The 18,440-nt window shown below is 61.6% G+C and carries 13 protein-coding genes; 4 read left to right on the top strand and 9 right to left on the bottom strand.

All coding sequences use genetic code 11. The annotated features are described in order from the left end of the window. Nucleotides 1–269: 269 nt before the first annotated feature. The gene (metG, locus tag AC1Z32_RS17375; protein ID WP_483479793.1) at nucleotides 270–2,390 is read left to right on the top strand and encodes a methionine--tRNA ligase; all 2,121 of its coding nucleotides are present in this window, start codon (nucleotides 270–272) and stop codon (nucleotides 2,388–2,390) included. Nucleotides 2,391–2,508: 118 nt separating this feature from the next. On the opposite strand, the gene AC1Z32_RS17370 is transcribed toward metG, so the two are convergent. From AC1Z32_RS17370 to AC1Z32_RS17330, 9 genes are all read right to left on the bottom strand, one after another. Beyond that, the gene (locus AC1Z32_RS17370) at nucleotides 2,509–3,039 is read right to left on the bottom strand and encodes a fimbrial protein (RefSeq protein ID WP_483479792.1); all 531 of its coding nucleotides are present in this window, start codon (nucleotides 3,037–3,039) and stop codon (nucleotides 2,509–2,511) included. Between the two features lie 98 nt (nucleotides 3,040–3,137). Next, nucleotides 3,138–4,247 carry a fimbrial protein gene (locus AC1Z32_RS17365; protein ID WP_483479791.1) on the bottom strand — a complete coding sequence of 370 codons (1,110 nt, stop codon included), beginning with the start codon at nucleotides 4,245–4,247 and terminating at the stop codon, nucleotides 3,138–3,140. Nucleotides 4,248–4,278: 31 nt separating this feature from the next. Next, nucleotides 4,279–5,307, bottom strand: coding sequence for a fimbria/pilus outer membrane usher protein (locus tag AC1Z32_RS17360; RefSeq protein WP_483479790.1), 1,029 nt, complete (start codon nucleotides 5,305–5,307; stop codon nucleotides 4,279–4,281). Then, nucleotides 5,228–7,057, bottom strand: coding sequence for a fimbria/pilus outer membrane usher protein (locus AC1Z32_RS17355; RefSeq protein ID WP_483479789.1), 1,830 nt, complete (start codon nucleotides 7,055–7,057; stop codon nucleotides 5,228–5,230). Before AC1Z32_RS17355 ends, AC1Z32_RS17360 begins: the two co-directional genes overlap by 80 nt. Nucleotides 7,058–7,265: 208 nt before the next feature. Further along, nucleotides 7,266–8,009 carry a fimbria/pilus periplasmic chaperone gene (locus AC1Z32_RS17350; RefSeq protein WP_483479788.1) on the bottom strand — a complete coding sequence of 248 codons (744 nt, stop codon included), beginning with the start codon at nucleotides 8,007–8,009 and terminating at the stop codon, nucleotides 7,266–7,268. Nucleotides 8,010–8,257: 248 nt separating this feature from the next. After that, nucleotides 8,258–8,803, bottom strand: coding sequence for a fimbrial protein (locus AC1Z32_RS17345; RefSeq protein ID WP_483479787.1), 546 nt, complete (start codon nucleotides 8,801–8,803; stop codon nucleotides 8,258–8,260). Between the two features lie 553 nt (nucleotides 8,804–9,356). Then, nucleotides 9,357–9,908 (bottom strand): fimbrial protein, encoded by a 552-nt coding sequence (locus AC1Z32_RS17340; protein ID WP_483479786.1) that lies wholly within the window; start codon nucleotides 9,906–9,908, stop codon nucleotides 9,357–9,359. A gap of 238 nt (nucleotides 9,909–10,146) precedes the next feature. Next, entirely contained in the window at nucleotides 10,147–14,250 is a 4,104-nt protein-coding gene (locus tag AC1Z32_RS17335) for a translocation/assembly module TamB domain-containing protein (protein WP_483479785.1), read from the bottom strand. 34 nt (nucleotides 14,251–14,284) lie between these two features. After that, entirely contained in the window at nucleotides 14,285–16,072 is a 1,788-nt protein-coding gene (locus tag AC1Z32_RS17330) for an autotransporter assembly complex protein TamA (RefSeq protein WP_483479784.1), read from the bottom strand. A 324-nt stretch (nucleotides 16,073–16,396) separates the two neighbouring features. On the opposite strand from AC1Z32_RS17330, the gene AC1Z32_RS17325 reads away from it, so the two are divergent. The 3 genes from AC1Z32_RS17325 (at nucleotide 16,397) to panC (ending at nucleotide 18,402) form a co-directional block, all read left to right on the top strand. Beyond that, a complete protein-coding gene (locus AC1Z32_RS17325) occupies nucleotides 16,397–16,585 on the top strand; it encodes a DUF3460 family protein (RefSeq protein ID WP_198399382.1) in 189 nt (62 codons plus the stop codon). Nucleotides 16,586–16,671: 86 nt separating this feature from the next. After that, the gene (locus AC1Z32_RS17320; protein WP_483481664.1) at nucleotides 16,672–17,499 is read left to right on the top strand and encodes a segregation and condensation protein A; all 828 of its coding nucleotides are present in this window, start codon (nucleotides 16,672–16,674) and stop codon (nucleotides 17,497–17,499) included. 69 nt (nucleotides 17,500–17,568) lie between these two features. Next, on the top strand, nucleotides 17,569–18,402 hold the full coding sequence (panC, locus tag AC1Z32_RS17315) for a pantoate--beta-alanine ligase (protein WP_483479783.1): 834 nt from the start codon (nucleotides 17,569–17,571) through the stop codon (nucleotides 18,400–18,402). Nucleotides 18,403–18,440: the final 38 nt, after the last annotated feature.

Genomic DNA, 18,440 nt, shown 5'->3' with positions numbered 1-18,440 from the left:
CGCCTGAAAAATTTTTGAAACTTGGGCGCGGTGGAGTTGTCTGTCTTTACGGTAGGTGGATGGCCATGCCATCGCCTGCCATTCTCCTCTTGTCGTTGTTGCTCCGGGGCCCGATTGGACCCCGGTTTTTTTTGGGCGGTCGGTTTTCATCGCCGTCCCGCGGCGACGCCTCGGCCAACGCGCCAACCCGGCCCCTTCCCTTGCCCTGCTAGAATCGATATTCCGCTTTTTTCAGTCACTTCGAGCCACTCCCACCGGGCCGCGCCTTTATGTCAGCACCGATTTCCGCCACTGCCGCCGCCGCGCCTGCCGTCCAGAACGGCCGCCGCCAGATCCTCGTCACGTCCGCGTTGCCGTATGCAAACGGTCAGATTCATATCGGCCACATGGTCGAATACATTCAGACGGATATCTGGGTTCGGACGCTGCGAATGCATGGCCACGAGGTCTATTACGTCGGCGCGGACGATACCCACGGCACGCCGATCATGCTGCGCGCCGAGAAGGAAGGCATCACGCCCAAGGCATTGATCGAGCGCGTCTGGAAAGAGCACAAGCGCGACTTCGACAGCTTCGGCATCTCGTTCGACAACTACTATTCGACCGATGCCGAGGAAAACCGCGCCCTCTGCAACACGATCTATGGCGCGCTTCAGCAAGCAGGGCTGATCGAGGCGCGCGACATCGAGCAAGCCTATGATCCGGTCAAGGAAATGTTCCTGCCGGACCGCTTCATCAAGGGCGAGTGTCCGAAGTGCGGCGCGAAGGACCAATACGGCGACAACTGCGAAGTCTGCGGCTCGACGTATCAACCGACCGAGCTCATCAACCCGTATTCGGTGGTATCGGGCGCGACGCCTATCCGCAAGACATCGACGCACTATTTCTTCAAACTCTCCGATCCGCGTTGCGAGCAGTTCCTGCGCGGCTGGGTGAGCGGCCTCGCGCAGCCGGAAGCCACGAACAAGATGCGTGAGTGGCTCGGCGACAAGGGCGAAGCCAAGCTCGCAGACTGGGACATTTCGCGCGATTCGCCGTACTTCGGCTTTGAGATTCCGGGCGCGCCGGGCAAGTATTTCTATGTCTGGGTCGATGCGCCGGTCGGCTATTACGCGAGTTTCAAGAATCTCGCGGATCGCGTCGGCGTGAATTTCGATGAATGGGTGAAGCCCGGCTCGAAGGCCGAGCAATATCACTTCATCGGCAAGGACATCCTGTACTTCCACACGCTGTTCTGGCCGGCGATGCTCGAATTCTCCGGTCATCGCACGCCGACGAACGTGTTTGCGCACGGCTTCCTCACCGTCGACGGCGCGAAGATGTCGAAGTCGCGCGGCACGTTCATCACCGCGCAAAGCGTGATCGACACGGGCCTCAATCCCGAGTGGCTGCGCTACTACTTCGCGGCGAAGCTGAACAGCACGATGGAAGACATCGACCTGAACCTCGACGACTTCCAGGCGCGCGTGAACAGCGATCTCGTCGGCAAGTATGTGAACATCGCGAGCCGCGCGGCGGGCTTCCTGATCAAGCGCTTCGACGGCCGCGTGCAGGACAGCGCGATGAATCATCCGCTGCTCGAACAACTGCGCTCGACGATTCCGCACATCGCCGGTTTCTACGAGTCGCGCGAATATGGCCGCGCATTGCGCACGACGATGGAACTCGCCGACGCCGTGAACGCCTATGTCGATACCGCGAAGCCGTGGGACCAGGCGAAGGATCCGGCGAATGCCGTCGCGCTGCATGAAACCTGCAGCGTGAGCCTCGAAGCGTTCCGCCTGTTGTCGCTCGCGCTGAAGCCGGTGTTGCCGAAGCTCGCGGAGTCGGTCGAATCGTTCCTGGGCATTGCGCCGCTCGTCTGGGCCGATGCGACGAAGCCGCTGTCGTCGGCCAGCGCGATCAACGCGTACAAGCATCTGACGACGCGCGTCGATCCGAAGCAGATCGAAGCCTTGCTGGCTGCGAATCGCGAATCGCTGCAACCGGGGGCTGAGGCTGCTGCTCCGGCACCGGCTAAAGCCGCGGCCAAGAAGGAGGCAGAATCGGGCGTCATTTCCATCGATGACTTCGCGAAGGTGGATCTGCGCATTGCGAAGATCGTCGATTGCAAGGCGGTGGAAGGCTCAGACAAGCTGCTGCAACTGACGCTCGATGTCGGCGAGGACAAGACTCGGAACGTGTTCTCGGGCATCAAATCGGCGTATCAGCCGCAGGACCTGATCGGCAGGTTCACTGTGATGGTGGTCAATCTTGCGCCGCGCAAGATGAAGTTCGGACTTTCGGAAGGGATGGTGCTGGCGGCATCCGCGACGGACGAGAAGGCCGAGCCGGGGCTTTATATTCTTGAGCCGCATAGCGGCGCGAAGGCGGGGATGCGGGTGAAGTAAGCCTGTAGCCGTGGGGCGCTGTGGCGCCTTGGCCCAAAAGGAAAAGCACGCTGCGAAGCGTGCTTTTCTTCTTCTGGCGATGCCTGACCTGCGCGGCACCGGCAAGTAGCGGCTGCCGTCAGTTGTACGTGAATGCGACGGTCGCCGACGCGTTCACCGAGCCGGGCCCCAAGGTACCCAGCTTGCAGAACTGCGCGACCATCGGGATCGTCATGGCGTTGGATGCGTCCACCGTGCCCATACTAGTCTCGCTGTTGAGCGTGAAAGGTGCGCCAGTGATCGCACCTACACTGCTCGCAGTCAGCAATTGCACACCCACCTGCTGGGCAGCGCCAGTGTTCTTCAAGACGCTCGCGACGGTATCCATCTCGCCAGTAATCGTCATTGACACCTTCGCGTTGGCTGAGCAATTGGTCAGCTTCAGGTTGAATGCCGCCGGGTTGCTCGTCGTGCCGGTGAAGTTGCTGATGGTTACGCTGCCCAACGGGATGGTCTGATTCGCAGTCGTGGTATCCACGGTACAGGACGCGGGGAGAATTTCCCCCTCGAAATAAAGATGCGCGTCCGGATCGACTGGCTCGACTGCAAATGCCGATCCGGCAGCTGTCGCGGCGAGAATGCCAAAAAGTGCTTTCTTGAAAATACGCATGTCGTGATGTTCCGTAAAAAGGCTGGTCCAACTTTCTTGAGAGCGTCGCCAGTTTCCACTGTCAAGGGTGACCCGTGGCGCAGTGCACGATTGATGCTTCATTGATACAGGACATACATGGTCATTGTGGTATTGGCCGTTCCGGGCGTAACCGTGCCTGTCTTAACGTAGCGTGCCATCATCGGTACGACATAAGTGCCGCCTGCTGACCCGTTGAATTGGCTCAGATCCAGCCATGGCGACGTCGACAATGGGTACACCGTTCCTCCTGCAGTGAGTAACTGGACGCCTACTCCACCGGCGGGAGACTGAACGGTGTTGTCAATCTTCGCGATGTCTGTCGCTGCCAGCCCAATCGTTGGAACGATCTGATATTTTACAGTGCTAATCATTCCGGACGAAGTATCAGTGACGATCGCCCCCGCCGGGCAGTCATTGAACGCAATGTTGAACGAAACGTTTCCATTCTTACCTTGATCAATGTCCGCCACCAGGGGTTTGCCCATGGGTACGTGGACATCCGGCGTCGTGCAAGTCAGCGGAACAATTTGGACGGATGGGATGTTGTAGTAGACGATCAAGTCCGGTTTGTCGTTGGTGCTTGTCGACATCTCAACCATACCTACCTGCATGACTCTACCCTTTACGGTCCCGGATTGCGCCACCCGACCCGTTTTTACAAGCGCTACCTGAACATCCGAGCCTGCCAGGCCCGTAGGCAAAATGCCTTTATCGCAGGTTAGCCCCCACCAACTGCGTGTGGGATTTTGCCAAGCCGACCAGTTATCAGAAGGATGGTTATCGCACGTAGTTCCGGGGGTAGGCGTCAAATAATACCGCGCTTTTACAACGATACCGATTCCGGAAACCCCCGAATCCCAAACCGTGTAACCGTTATAAGTCCCGACAGGTTGGGCTATGTCGGGTCCAATCGCGCCTCGCACGCCGCTCCAATCAGTTTTTGCTTTGCCGCCGCTAACCTTACCTCCTTTGCAATTCCAATTCATGTTCGTGGAATCGACCCATGCGGCAAGCAAAGCACCGGTCGGCAAGTCACGTGCTACCGACACCGTCGAAGGTAATGGGAGGTTGATTATCAATTCTCCAGAATAAGAACAGTTTTGCGCCCATGCACCTGAAGTCACGGTCGCCAGCAGCAGCGCTAATCCAAACCGGCGCGCGATTCGCGCCAAGCCATTCCAAATCATTTTCAAATTCCGAGTTATGGCTGCCGCGTGTTTATTGGCAGACCGTTTCTGCAAACATTGTCGATGCTGACGCGGTTTTCGAAGCTTCGGGAAGGTCGTAACGCACCTTGCAGCTCTGGTTTGCACCGTCGCCCCACTTCAGCGCGAAGTCGGCTTGCGGTTGCTTCATATAGAACATCGCGCGGCTGCCCTGGCCAACCGTGCCGACGATCTTGCCTTCGGGATCGACCACATCGGCGCCGAATGGCACCATTTCGCCATTCGGTTGGCGCACGCGGATGACCACTGCCTGGCCGCGGTTCTCCGTGTCGAACTTGACGCGCACCACCGATCCGGCGGTCGGCGCGAAGTGCTGCTCCGTTGACTTCAGCTGAACGCCCAACGGCAAGCCCTTCGTGTCGATCTCCACGGTGTTCATCGAATACGGTTCCATGCCCGTAATCAGCGCGTGACCACGGCCATCCACGCGCACGCCCGGCGAACTGGCCACGCGCGCGCCGACTGCATCCTTGGCCTCGACGATGGCGAGTGTGTCACCCGTTTGCGGCGACACCACGACGCCACCGTCGTAAGCGACGATCGAGCCGGACAATCCGCCGCCGACCTGCGTGTAACCGTTCGCGTGACCGACGTTGGCACGTATTTGCGTATACGGCGACAGATATCCCGCGTTCGCATTGATGCTGGAACCGTTCTGATTGCCGCCCCACTGGTAGCCTGCCGTGACGCCGTAATTGAACTCGTAGTTCTTGCCCGCTGCCCCGCTGAACGTCTCCTGAATCTGATTGCTGCCGTCGCGTGTATCGTGCGAGTAGCTCGTCATCGTATTGGCGATGGTCGCGCCGAGATCCAGCGGAATGGTCAGGTTGACCATGTACCGGTTGCTCCAGCGTGAGGAGCTCGCATCGAGCTCGCGCGAGGCCGACACGCCCAGGCCCACTCGACGGATATTCGTGTTGTAGCCAATCTGGAACGAGGTATCACGGCCCGACTTGTTCCAGTAGTTCTGCGTGAACCCCGAGAGGTATAGCGAGCCGTACTGGCTGAGATTCTGATTCACCGTGACCTGCAGGCGACCCTTGAATACCCTGGTCGAGATACGCGATCCCGCGCATGGAGAGATCGCGCAGCGTCATCGCATCCTGAAAGCTCAGGAAGCCGCTCGTCGAATAGCGGTACGCCGCAAGTGTCACATCTGTGCTGGTCGGAGTGAACGTGCGCGAATACGAAAGCCGCAAGCTTTGCCCGTTGTGGCTCTGCATGTTCGCGCGGCTCGCATTTGCCTGCGTGACATCGAAGCCGAACGCACCAATCGGCGTATTGAGTGCTGCGCCGGCCGCCGCCGAGAAGTAGTTCTCGGCGATGATCGCGCCACCATACAAGGTGACGAAGTTATTCAGCCCGTGCGTCAGGTTGGCCTCGAACACGAACGGCGAACTGCTGAGACTCGTATTGCGGTATAGGCCGGCCGCGAGGCTGTATCGCCAACGTCCGTCACGCAGCGCATTGACCGGTGCGGCATACGGAAGCACCGACGTGTGCTGGCTGCCATCCGCCTCGGTCACAATGACCTGCAGATCGCCGCCGTAGCCGGTCGGATACAGATCACTGAGTTCGAACGGGCCCGGCGGAACGGTGATCTCATAGATGATGTTGCCGCTCTGCTTGACCTGAACCTTCGCGTTCGTGTTTGCGATGCCCCGCACGGTCGGTGCGTAGCCGCGCTGCGACTCGGGATACATCCGGTCGTCCGTGCCGATCTGCGCACCGCGCACACCGAACGAGTCGAAGATCCTGCCGTCCGTGTACGAATCGCCCACGGTGAGCTGGCTCTTGATCGGCGCAAAGGAACGTTGCAGATAAGTCTGCATGCTCTGCACGTGCGTGCCCGAGCCCGACGTATTGGTGACGTTGCCGTTGTACCGGAAGCGCCACGGACCGATGTTGACACCCGCTGCCAGCCCGAGGTAACTCTGCGTGTTCGAGAAACCGTTACCATTCGAGTGATAGACGTTGCCGTTGTACTGGACTACGGCGGCAGGAATGCCATCGTCCCAAAACTTCGGGTCGACCCAGCCGCGCGCGCTCCGGCTCATCATCGCCTGGGGCACGCTGACATCAAGACGCTGTTCCCCCATATCGAACGCGGCCGTTGCCTGCGGAATGAGCTCGCTCAGCGGCACGGCGCCATGGCCATCCGAATCATCGAGCTTTGCGCGGGCGGCCTCGCTGAGATGCGCGATATCGACGCCCATGCGCAGGAGGAGATCGCGATCGAACACCGGCTGCGCGGCCTTTCCTGGGCCGTTCACTTCGCGCAGCGTGACGTCGGTCGTCCCTATCCATGTCTGATTGACGTACAGCGCGGCGCGATAGTTGCCGGCGGGCGCAAGGTTGCCCTTGTTGAAGCGACTGATATCGAGATTCGTAGCACCGCTGCCGGCGAGGAATTGCGAGTTGAACTGCACGTTCACGGGCTCTGCCGGCTGGGCCACGGCCGGGACGGTCTCAGACGTGGCCAATTCCGTCCCATTCGGCTTCGCCGCTTGCGCCCCCAGCGCCAAAGGCACAGGCGCGACGGGTTCTGCGCTTGCCTTGTCCGACGCTGCCGGATCTTTCGCGCGGGCAGCTGCTGCATCCGCCGCCGACGAGGCGCCCGACTGCAAAGACGCGTTCACAGCCGGAGCATCCTCTGCCTTCGCGTGAGCGGCGGCGAAAGCGAGAAGCACAGCGACGCTCGCCTGGCTCAGCGACAGCAGATCAGCGTTGACCGCTTTTGAGTTCGATTTTGAGTAACGAATATTCTTCATTTTGAGCCGAATTCACAGGCGAAGCCTGTCCCTGCCAATGCAAGAGAGCATGAGCATTGAGACCTTCTGGCTTGCGACAACTGAATACAGTGATGTGGCGAGAGACTGCGGATCGTCGATCTGGCGGCTCTCAGGTCAGCTTTCAGATCTGCGCTTTCCGGGCTCGCTGGTCCAGCCGATCTATCACGCCGCACCCATGACCGCGTGCCTATTGCAACGACGCTTCATGCTTCACAGGACCGCCGAAATCGTTCAGCGTCGTGAACGAAACCTTGCCGCCCGCCGCCGCTGCCGCGGAAAGGGGCAACGAGATCTGGCCAGCCGGAGGCACCATGTCGCCCTCTTCGAACTTCGGCGCAGAGGCACCCTCACCAATCTGAGCGGAGATGATCGTGACGTGATAAGGCGTGGGATTGGATACCTGGAGAGCCGCTTTGCCCTTTTCGGTGATCAAGTGCCATGTAAGCTTGCCCGGTGCGTCATCTGCCTTGCCCTGCAGCGCTGCCGGACGAAAGAAGAATTTCAGGCGCGAACGAAAAGCCAGTTGCACATAGTTGGGACCGGCCTCGGCTTCGGTGGGCTTGGGTGGCACTTCCAGCATGTTGAACCACAACAGGCTCTCGCGATCCTGAGGCATCGGTTCGCCCGTATAAGAAATGCGAATGGTCTGCGACTTCGTCGGATCGATGCGCGCAATCGCCGGCGTAAGGAGAAATGGCAGATCGAGCTTACTCGGATCGACCTTCGGATCACCCTTGTCGAACCACACCTGAGTGAGCGCCGGACTCTTTCCTACATTGGACAGCTTGACAGTGACTTCGCTATCTGCAGCGTTGTAAATCACTCGCGTACCCGCGATGACGACCGAGGCGCGGCTCGCAAACGACAGCATGACACCTAGGGCCAGCAGACCCACGGCCAATACATTAAGGACAATCTTTCGGGAATTCATGACGGACAATCAGAGAATGTGATTCGATAACCCAGCGGCGTGCATGCGAGCAGGTCCAAGAAGTCACAGCGAAGTGCACAGAGGGGGTTTCCCCAATTCACTCCACCGAGGACAACTCAGGAAGAATCAGTCGAAATGGACTAAGACCAGCAGAACAAGCGCTCCATGGCAAGACCATGGCACTCGGTTCTTCCTAAGTTTTCCTAATAGAGAATGGTGCCAAAGCACCATTCTCTACACGTAGATGCTTACTGGTAGGACATCGAGTAAGTAACGTTCGTCGTCACGCTGCCCGGCGTTGCGCCGCCGGTCTGCGTGTAGTACTGAGCCGCGTACTGGAGGCTCGCCTTGCCGCTTGCAATCGCAACAGTATTCGAGTTCTGTGCGCCATCAGCCTTGCTCACGTCCATCACGGTCATACCACTGTTGTAGTCGACCAGTTGCACCTCGATATTCGTCGCAGTGCCATTGTTCTTGAGATTGCCGTCTTCCAGCGTGTTGACGCCGTATTCCCAGAACGTGCGCACGTTGCCCGTGTCCGGCATACAGTTGCTGAGCGCGATGTTGAAGCCGGTGCTACCACCAAACGCGCCTGCGGTTTGGAAGGCTGCAGCGGACAGCGTCGGCAGCGTGACCGTGAAGTTATTGCCCTGGCCATTGCCGCTCACATCGCAGGTTTGAGCCGTGAGTGCACCATTGATGGTCAAAACGCCACCGTTGGGAGCGTCAGCGTATGCCGACACGCTTGCCAAGCCCATTGCCGCGGCGATCGCCGAGATAGCAATCTTTTTCATTCTTACTCCTGATTATTAAAGTGACACACCAAATCAAAAAACGATCCCGCAGCCGACGGAATCGAACCGCCCGGGTTAGCTCGATAATCTCGAATCCGGTTCCGAATCGTCGATATCCTTAGCGTGGAATTCTCATTGATAAGGAACCCAAAGTATGCACGAGAGTTGCATTCACGAACATTGCTATTGTCTGAAAAATTCGCCTAACGCACGCTAACTTCCGGAATTTCGGCAGCGAATGGACAAATGAAGCACCGAAAACCAAGGACGCCGGCAAGATATACGGGATCAGCGCCATCGACCCCATGCGATGCCTTGTCCGTACGAAAGCGAGGCCGCATTATAGAAAAGACTCTGATATTCAGCCTTTACTAAAATTCTTAAAGGCTTGACGCTCATTTCATCGATACTTGGTTAATGGCAATACTAATTTGCCTTTTCGCAGCTTCCCGCTTGGGACGAACCGTGCTGACAGACAATAGCCGGCGCAGAACGATCTTGATCGATAACCGGGATGTCGACATGTCGAGGGCATCCGTGGACACCGTCGAGATTACTCATATGTGAGCGAGTATTGAACGGAAGTCACAATCGATCCGCCCGTCGCGTTGCCGATAAGCGAATAGTACTGAGCGGCGTATTGCAGCTTTGCTTCGCCGTTCACCATTGCCACGCTTTGGGAGTTCTGTGCACCGTCAGCCTTGCTCAGGTCCATGACTTTGGGCGAGCCACTGTTATAGTCGACAAGCTGAATCTCGATCCCGGTCGCCGAACCGTCGTTCTTCAGCGTACCGTTCGCAGACGTACTCACGCCGTACTCCCACATTGCCCGCACGCGCGCCCCGTCCGACGCACAACTCGTCAGCGAGATGGTGAACCCTGTCGAACCTGCTGTAGCTCCCGCTGTGCTCAGAGATTTCGTAGATATGGAGGGCAGCGCTACCGAGAAGCTTCCGCTGCTACCGGGGTTGACCACGCATGTAGGCCCGTACGCCTGGCCGTAGAAAGTGATCACGCCGCCATTTTCCGATGACTCTGCGTACGCCATCCCGCTCGCCATTCCAACGGCCGCCACCAGAGCGGAGAGAGCAATGTTCTTCATCATCTGGATTCCTATATGTTTTGATTTTTCTTCACGACTTGACAGCGAATCCGATGCACGACCACGACCCTCGCACGCATCGTCGCAACGGAGCCAGACAAGTTTGGATGCCTCATCGCTCAAGGTATTCCTCGAACGAACAGGCAGTATATGAAAGCAGGAAGAAAGGCGCCCTACTAATACTCCGAAAGGCTCTGGCAGGGCGCCGGTCACGATGCCAACGCCGCCCCGCCCGCTTGCGTCAATCCCCCGCGTCGCGTGCAGACGCATCCGACGACGAAGACGACGAAGGCGAGGATGAAGACGACGAAAACAGCCGCGCCCAAGAATTGAATCGCCGCGTATAAGACAGATCGACGCCCTGATACGTCCCGCCATACGCCGTCACCGACCAGAAGCGCGACAGATTCAGCGTCGCCTTGATCGCGTTGTTCGCCGATTGCAACCCCTGCTCGTAGCCAAGCACGAGCCGCTCGTTGATCGCTTTCGAGAGCATCACGACTTGCGGATCAGTGAGCCCGACCTCGCTCGAGCCGATCGTGAATTCGTCGAGCCCGAACGTCTGCGCAATACGCTTGCCGCTCGTGCTGCCGAGCAGCGCCAGCGCGCTCGTCATCGCGCTCTGCTGGCCGACGTTGTTGCCCTGATCGGTGCCGTGTCCGAAGAGCAGCCATGAGAGCTTCTCGTTGTCGGGCACGTTCGGCTCGGATATCAGCTTCGCGACGGGCGCCTGCACCGTGCCCGTCACTTGCACGCCGGCTTCGACCTCCTGATTGCGGCGCATCGCGAGGATATTGAGGCCCGGATTCGCCACCGGTCCGTTGAACGTGAAGAAGCCATTCTCGATGTTGAGCTTGCGCCCGAACGTCGTGTACGTGGAACCGGGCGTCACGCGCACGTTGCCGACCGCGCGCAGCGGCATGTTCGGCGCGCTCGTCGCCGTGATGGTGCCCGCGAGGCCGAGATCCGCGCCCGCGCCCTTGAAGCGAAAGCGCTGGCCGAGATTGATGTCGATGTTCGCGCGCGGCGTGAACGGCCCGACCGGCTTGCCGGTCGCCGCCGTTAGCTGCTGGTTACCGCCCTTGATCGTGCCGTCGGGGCGCTCGACCACGACATCGTCGCCGAGCGAGGGCGCGGACGATTCCGGCAGATCGAAGAGCGCGTGATCGACCGTGAACTTGCCGTCGATCGCCATGCCGCCCTGCAGCCCCGCGTTCGCGATGGTCGCGCTGCCCGAAAGCATCAGCTCGCGGTCCGGCGACGCGAACAGCTCCAGCTTGTCCGCGATGATGCTCGCCGTCAGATCCGGCTGCTGCTGGTCGAGCCGCACCTTGCCGGTCGCGCGCAGCGTGCCGCTCGCGCCATGAAACTCCACTCGCTGGAGATCGACAAGATTCTCCGACAGCGCGATCCGAATGATCCCATCCTTCAGTTGCACGCCCTGGTCGACGACCGTCGCGGAAATGTTGTCGCCAGTCAGCGTGCCCGAGAGATTCGGCTTTGCCACGATGCCCGCGATCACGAGCTTGAGCGCAATCCTGCCGCCGAGCAGATAGTTCGCGCCGAGCAGGCCGCCTGTCGTGCGCAGTTCGGGAACATTCGCGTCGATCGCGCCGGTGAGCGGCGCGTTGTCGTCGATGGTCAGCATGCCGTCGCGATTGACGAGCGGCGTGTGCACGTTGGCGTCGATCACGCCGATGCGGCTCGCCTGCGCACGCAGCGACGCGTTCAGGCGGTTGCCGTTGGTGAAGTCCGCGCGCGCGACGATGTCCGTGATGCCGAGCGCCGCGACGCCGCGTGTGCCGTCGATCGTCACGTCGCCGTCGCGCCGCTTGATCTGCGCGTAGCCCGTCGCCGTCGCACCGAGGGAGAAGTTCCAGTCGCCGTCGAAGACGAGGTCGGTGCGGATCGGCGGCTCCGCGCCCGTCAGCTCCCGGCGCACTTCGAGCAGATGCGGCACGGACACGTTCGTGAGCGTGCCCGCCGATTGCAGGCGGCCGTTCTCCATTGCGAACGACTTCAGATTCAGCACCGCGCCTTCCGCAACGAGCCGCGTCGCACCGAGCACGAGGCGCTTCGGCCCGTAGCTCACCGAAAGCGGCGCTTCGAGATTGAGCGACGGCGTGCCCTTGTTCGAGAGCTTCGTGATCGATCCGTCCCAGTGCGGGCCGTCGGGCGCATCGGTGAACTTGCCGTTGGCGCCGAGCGCGAGGTTCACCGGCTGGCCGCGGACCTTGCCCGTCGCGGTGACATCGAGCGTGTGATGCGCGCGCGTGCCGTTCAGGTTCGCATCGAGATTCGCGATGTCGACGCCTTCCGTGCTCGCATCGCGCGCCTTCAGCGTGAAGACCAGCGCGCCGTTCGCGCCGTCGCGGATATCGGCGCGGCCTTCCGCGTGGCCCAGGCGATTCGCGCCGAACACGACGTCATCGGCCTGATAGTTCGCCGCGACGTTCGGATGCGCGATCGAGCCGGTCAGATCGCCGTCCGCCTTCACCGTGCCCGTGATGCCAAAGCCGAGCCGCTCGAGCGCGGGCGCATCGACCTTGAAGCGCAAGCGGTCGCCGGGCGCGCCGAAACTGCCGTTCAGATCGACGTCGTTGCCCGCCACCGAAAGCGACGCCTTGCTCGGCAAGAGGCGCGCGCCCGCGACCTGCACGGTGCCTTCGCCGGTGAGCGGCAAGTTGTCGTACATGCTGTCGGTGAGCTTGAAGGTCGCCTTGGCCGTGAGCGTGGGCGCGAGCTGGCCCGAGGCGGCCAGCGTGCCGTTCACGCGCGCCTCGATGACGCGCGGCGGCGCGGCGGGCTTGTTCGGCACGCCTTTCTTCACCGGCGCAGGCTTCGGCGCGATCAATTGCTGCTGAAGCAGGAGCGGGTTGAAATCGACGATCTTCGCCTTCAGGTCGTAGCTCGAATTGGCGTCCTTCTTCAGCGCGCCGTTCAGTTCCACGCGGCCCTTGCCCACTGTCAGCTTCACGTCGTCGAGCGAGGTTTGCTTCGGATCGAGCTTGACTTTCGCCTGCGCCCGGATGGCCGCCTTCGGATCGTTCAGATCGGCGGTAATGCTCTGCGTGTCGCCCGCGAGCACGATGCCGACGGGTCCGGCAAAATCCGTCGGGCGCAAGGTCGGCTCGATCGCGTTCAGATCGAGCTTCGCCACCTTCAGGTCGAACTTGCCCTTCCCGCCCGCGAGCGCACCGCCGCCCGTCACCGTCGCGTTCTTCAGGAGCCGCACGTTGAGATCGGTGATGCTTTGCTCCGAGGCGTCGAGCCGCACGTTCGCGCGGGCATCGATGAGCGGCAGCAGTTTCTTGTCGATGGAACCGGGCTTCGCGTTCACGATCGACACCGGCCCGCTCACGACGAACGCCTTCGGATCCGCGCCCGCGACGGGCTTCACTTCGGCGCGCACGGCGAGATCGGCCTCGGGCGCGCTCGGGCTGAATGCCTGCGGATTCACGTGATCGAAGGTGACGAGCGCGGATTTGAGCGGCACATCGGCGAACGGCAGCGCTTCGACGTGCGCCTGGCCCTTCAGCTTCATGCCGCTCGCGTCGATGTCCGCGATCAGGTCTTCGAGCGCGCCCGAGAGCCGCGCGCTCACGTTCACCGCTTCGCCGTTGACCTTGCCGGCATAGCCCAGGTCGCCGGAAAGCGGAAACGGCCGCGCGCCGCCGTCGAGCTTCGCTGCCGCCGTCACCGCGCCGAACGGCGTGTCGAGACGCTGGACCGTGGCTTCATGATGCCGGCCGTCGCTGCGGCCGTTGAACACCAGGCGCGAGAACTCGGTCGTCGTGGCGCCCTCATGCAGCCGCAGCTTCTCGACGGACAAATCATTGATCGCGAGCTGGATCGGGATGCGCAGTTCGTTTGGCAGCTCGGTCTTTTTGCTCGGCTCGTTCGACGGCGCGATGCGCGCGTCGATCGTCCCGATATGCAGATAGTCGATCGTGAAGCGCAGCGGCTCGCGCGTGAGCGCCCACCGGCCGGATACGCTGTCCACGGCGATATCCGTGCCCTTGCCGTCCTTCCAGTGCACGTCGCGCAATTGCAGGCCGGTCGCGATCGCGCCGCCGTCGAGCTTGCCGGTCAGTTGCCCCTTGAGCAGCGAGGTCGCCACGTCCCACGCGTAACGCGTGCCGCGCTCGGTCGTCAGCACATAGAACACGCCGCCGGCCGCGAGCGCGACGATCAGCACGATCACGAACACGAACCCGCCGATCCAGCGCGCGAGGCGCCGCCAGCCGCTCTTGCGCGGCGGCGTCTTCTTCGCGTTGCCGTCGCCGCCGCCTTCGTTGCCGGGAGGCGGGGCTTCAGCGTCCGCTTGCTTGGTCGAGTCCGTCATGCCGAATCAATCTTCCTCATCGTTCTCACGCGCATCAGAACGCGATGCCGAGCGTCAGATACGGCTTGATGCTCTTGTTCTTCAGCCCGTAAGCCAAGTCCACGTTGACCGGGCCGACCGGACTGCGCCAGCGCGCGCCGACGCCCACGCCCGGCTGGAACACGCGTTCGCTCCAGGTGTCGGTCGCGGTGCCGATGTCGAAGAACACCGCGCCGCCCCAGTCGCGCGTGAACCAGTGCTGATATTCGCTGCTGCCCGTCACCATGTACTTGGTCGGCAGGATCGAGCCCGCCACGTTATTGCCGATACTCAGATAGCTGTAGCCGCGCACCGAGTTCGCGCCGCCCGCACGAAACAGCAGCGACGCCGGCACGCCGCTCGACGGCCCGCTCGTGAACACGCCGCCGAACTCCGCGCGAAACACCAGCAAGTCGTTCTTGCCGAGCGGCACATATTGCGCCGCATTGGTGTACAGGCGGGCAAATGTTTGGTCGGTCAACACGCCCTTCACGGCGAAACCGGCTTCGGCCCGGACGATGTTGCCGCGGCGCGGAAAGAGCGGATCGTCGACGTTGCGCCGGACCCACGTCCACGCGGGCACGAGGGCGCGCGCCGTCGACGGATTCGGTTCGTTCTGCGTCAGCCGGTCGTCGTAGAACGTGAGCGAAAAGGTCGTGTCGATATTCTGTCGCGAGCGCGAACGCTGCACGCCGATGCGCGCGCTATAGATGTTCGTGTCCGAGACATCGGTGATCGTGTAGGAGCCGAACACGGCGTTCACCCAGCCGTGCGAATCGGGCGGCATCGCGAGCTGCACGCGGCCGTACTGCTGCGTCTGGTCCAGCCGCCCGGAAATCGTGAACGGATACGCGGCGCCGAACGTATTGAGATAGCTGTACGCGCCCTGGATGTGAAAGCCCGTGTCCGTCGCGTAGCCTACGCCGTAGCGGATGCTATGGAATGGATATTCGCTGACCTTCACGTGCAGCGGCGTCTCGATCGGCTTGTTGACGTCGTTGTCCGCGTCGATCGCGACGCTCGCGTAGTACGGCGTGTTCTGAATCTGGCGCTGCAGCTCGTTCACGCGCGCGACGTCGTAGATCTCGCCTTCCCGGATCGGGTTCACGTGATCGATGATCCAGCCGGGATAGCGCTTCGGGCCGCTCACGTCGAGCTTGCCGAGCGTGAAGGTCGGGCCGCTGTCGAAGGTCACGGAAAGATCGGCGAGATGCGCGCGCGGATTGATGCGCGCCTGCGAGCGCACGATCTTCGCGCCGAGATAGCGCTTCGACTGCAGCGCCTTCAGCGCCGCGTTCTTCGCGTCGTCCCAGCCGCTTTGCGTGAAAGGATCGCCTTCGTTCACCGAGAAAGCGAAACGCGCGGCGTTCTCCTGCGCGCGGTCCTCGGTCGTCACGGCGCCCGTGAAATGAAGCTGCACCGAGGCAATCATCGTGCGCGGGCCGGGATCGACGCTCACCTTGACGTTGCGCTTGTCGTCGACGGTCGTGACGTCGGTGCGCACGACCGGCGTGAAATAGCCTTCCGTCGCGACGAGATCGCGCACGTCCTTCGGCGCGGCGGTGACGAGAAACTGGAACTGGTCGTCGCTCACGTCGTCGCGCTTCGCGAAGCGGGCGAGGTCGAGGTTTTCCTTGAGCAGCTTCTTCACGCTGCGCGGCGCGTCGATATCGACGTCGTATTTCGCGAAAGCGGGCGCGGCGAGGCCAAACGCGATGAATGCGGCGAGCACGGCCGGCAAGCGTCTTGGGCCAAGCGGCTTCACGCGCAACGCGCGCAGCGGATCAAACGAACGCCCCGCCAAACGTGACCTCCGGCATCGGAACAATTGGGATTGAAAGGAAAAGAATGCAGTCGCCGCGCAATCGGGCGCAGGCGCTATTTCACCACAACGGCACGCGCGGACACCGCAAAAGCGGCGCGCGGCGCGCCGGACGTGCGCCTTTGGACGGCTCGGCGCCTGCCGGGTTCCGCGAAAGCTGCACGCGCGTGCGCCTTTCGATGCGCGGAACGCGCTCGCGTGCGTTGCCGTCGCACGCTTGCGGTAAAATTGCGGCGCACAGGCGAAATGCGGACCGCCGCTCGCCCTCCTCGTCACACGAACACGCCTCGACCCAACGGAAGCCGGATCATGTATCAGTCGGATATCACCCAGTTCATCAATCAGTTGAAAGAGCAAAAGCCGTCGCTGGAAGAAGAACAGCGCCGCGGCCGCGCGCTTCTGTGGGACAAGCAGCCGATCGACCTCGACGAGCGCACCGAGCAGCAGAAAGCGCGCGTGAAGCAGACGTCCTACGTCTACTACCAGAACTTCTGAACGTGAGCGCAGCCGGCCACGAGCCGCATTCGTCCGCGCATTCCGCTCACGAGCCGAAGCGCGACGAAGCACGGGAAGACCGCACGGTGGCGCTCGCCGCGCCCGCGACGGATTCCACGCCCGATACCATCGACGGCGTCGCGATCGCGCATCTGTACGGCGAGCCGCTGTGGAAGCTGCCCACCGACCTGTACATCCCGCCCGATGCGCTCGAGATCTTTCTCGAAGCGTTCGAAGGCCCGCTCGACCTGCTGCTCTACCTCATCCGCAAGCAGAACTTCAACGTGCTCGACATCCCGATGGCGGATGTCACCGCGCAATACCTCGGCTACGTCGACCAGATCCGCGAGTCGAATCTGGAGCTCGCGTCGGAATATCTGCTGATGGCCGCGATGCTGATCGAGATCAAGTCGCGCATGCTGCTGCCGGTCAAGAAAGCGGACACCGGCGAGGACGCCGAAGACCCGCGCGCCGAACTCGTGCGCCGTCTGCTCGAATACGAGCAGATGAAGCTCGCCGCGCAGAAGATCGACCAGTTGCCGCAGCTCGGCCGCGACTTCCTGCGCGCCGACATCTATATCGAGCAGGCCGCCGAGCAGCGTTTCCCCGACGTCGACATGAACGACCTGCGCGCCGCGTGGGCCGACGTCATCAAGCGCGCGAAGCTCGTCCAGCATCACAAGATCTCGCGCGAGGAGCTCTCCGTGCGCGAGCACATGAGCGTGATCCTGCGGCGCCTGCAGACCGCGCGCTTCATGGAGTTCACGGAGCTTTTCGATACCTCGCGCGGCGTGCCGGTGGTCGTGGTGAACTTCATCGCCATGCTGGAGCTGTCGCGCGAATCGCTGATCGAAATCACGCAGGCCGAGCCTTATGCGCCGATCTACGTGAGATTGGCTTACTCTCCCGCCTAGATATCCGCTTTTCCTTTACCCTAGCCTCGTGCGGTTCGTCCGGACCGCCCGCCAGGAGACACCCGCTCGATGAAAGTCATCAGCTCCATCCATGAACTGCGCGACCAGTTGCGCGGCCAGAACCGAACCGCCTTCGTGCCCACGATGGGCAACCTCCACGAAGGCCATCTCTCGCTGATGCGCCTCGCGCGCCAGCACGGCGATCCGGTGGTCGCGAGCATCTTCGTGAACCGGCTGCAGTTCGGTCCGAACGAGGACTTCGACAAATATCCGCGCACGCTGCAGGACGACATTGAAAAGCTGCAGAAAGAGAACGTCTACGTGCTCTTCGCGCCGACCGAGAAGGACATGTATCCGGAGCCGCAGGAGTATCGCGTGCATCCGCCGCACAATCTCGGCGACATTCTCGAAGGCGAATTCCGGCCCGGCTTCTTCACGGGCGTGTGCACCGTCGTGATGAAGCTGATGTCGTGCGTGCAACCGCGCGTCGCGGTGTTCGGCAAGAAGGACTATCAGCAGTTGATGATCGTGCGCGCGATGTGCCACCAGTTCGCGCTGCCGACCGAAATCGTCGCGGCGGAAACCGTGCGCGAGGAGAATGGCCTCGCGCTCAGCTCGCGCAACCGCTTCCTGTCCGAGGCCGAACATGCCGAGGCGCCGCAGCTCGCGACACAACTCCAGCGCGTGCGTGAGCAGCTGCTATCGGGCAATCGCGATATCGCCGCGCTCGAACGCGCCGCGATGAACGCGCTCGCCGAGCGCGGCTGGAAGCCCGATTACATCAGCGTGCGCAAGCGCTCGAACCTGCTGCCGCCGGGCGAGGCGGATGCGGATGCGCCGCTCGTCGTGGTCGCGGCCGCGAAGCTCGGCACGACGCGCCTGATCGACAATCTCGAAATCTGACGCAACTGAAGCGAATTCAAGCAATCAGGAAGGAAAGC

This window comes from Caballeronia sp. 11_S32 (assembly GCF_056930355.1).
Note: the sequence above shows the minus strand (reverse complement) of the source record. Positions and strands in the feature narration are given on the sequence as shown.

Bases quoted from the DNA above. Each gene is read 5' to 3' on its own strand.
- metG (WP_483479793.1), top strand. From the start codon at position 270: ATGTCAGCACCGATTTCCGCCACTGCCGCCGCCGCGCCTGCCGTCCAG.
- AC1Z32_RS17370 (WP_483479792.1), bottom strand. From the start codon at position 3,039: ATGCGTATTTTCAAGAAAGCACTTTTTGGCATTCTCGCCGCGACAGCT.
- AC1Z32_RS17365 (WP_483479791.1), bottom strand. From the start codon at position 4,247: ATGATTTGGAATGGCTTGGCGCGAATCGCGCGCCGGTTTGGATTAGCG.
- AC1Z32_RS17355 (WP_483479789.1), bottom strand. From the start codon at position 7,057: ATGAAGAATATTCGTTACTCAAAATCGAACTCAAAAGCGGTCAACGCT.
- AC1Z32_RS17350 (WP_483479788.1), bottom strand. From the start codon at position 8,009: ATGAATTCCCGAAAGATTGTCCTTAATGTATTGGCCGTGGGTCTGCTG.
- AC1Z32_RS17345 (WP_483479787.1), bottom strand. From the start codon at position 8,803: ATGAAAAAGATTGCTATCTCGGCGATCGCCGCGGCAATGGGCTTGGCA.
- AC1Z32_RS17340 (WP_483479786.1), bottom strand. From the start codon at position 9,908: ATGATGAAGAACATTGCTCTCTCCGCTCTGGTGGCGGCCGTTGGAATG.
- AC1Z32_RS17335 (WP_483479785.1), bottom strand. From the start codon at position 14,250: ATGACGGACTCGACCAAGCAAGCGGACGCTGAAGCCCCGCCTCCCGGC.
- panC (WP_483479783.1), top strand. From the start codon at position 17,569: ATGAAAGTCATCAGCTCCATCCATGAACTGCGCGACCAGTTGCGCGGC.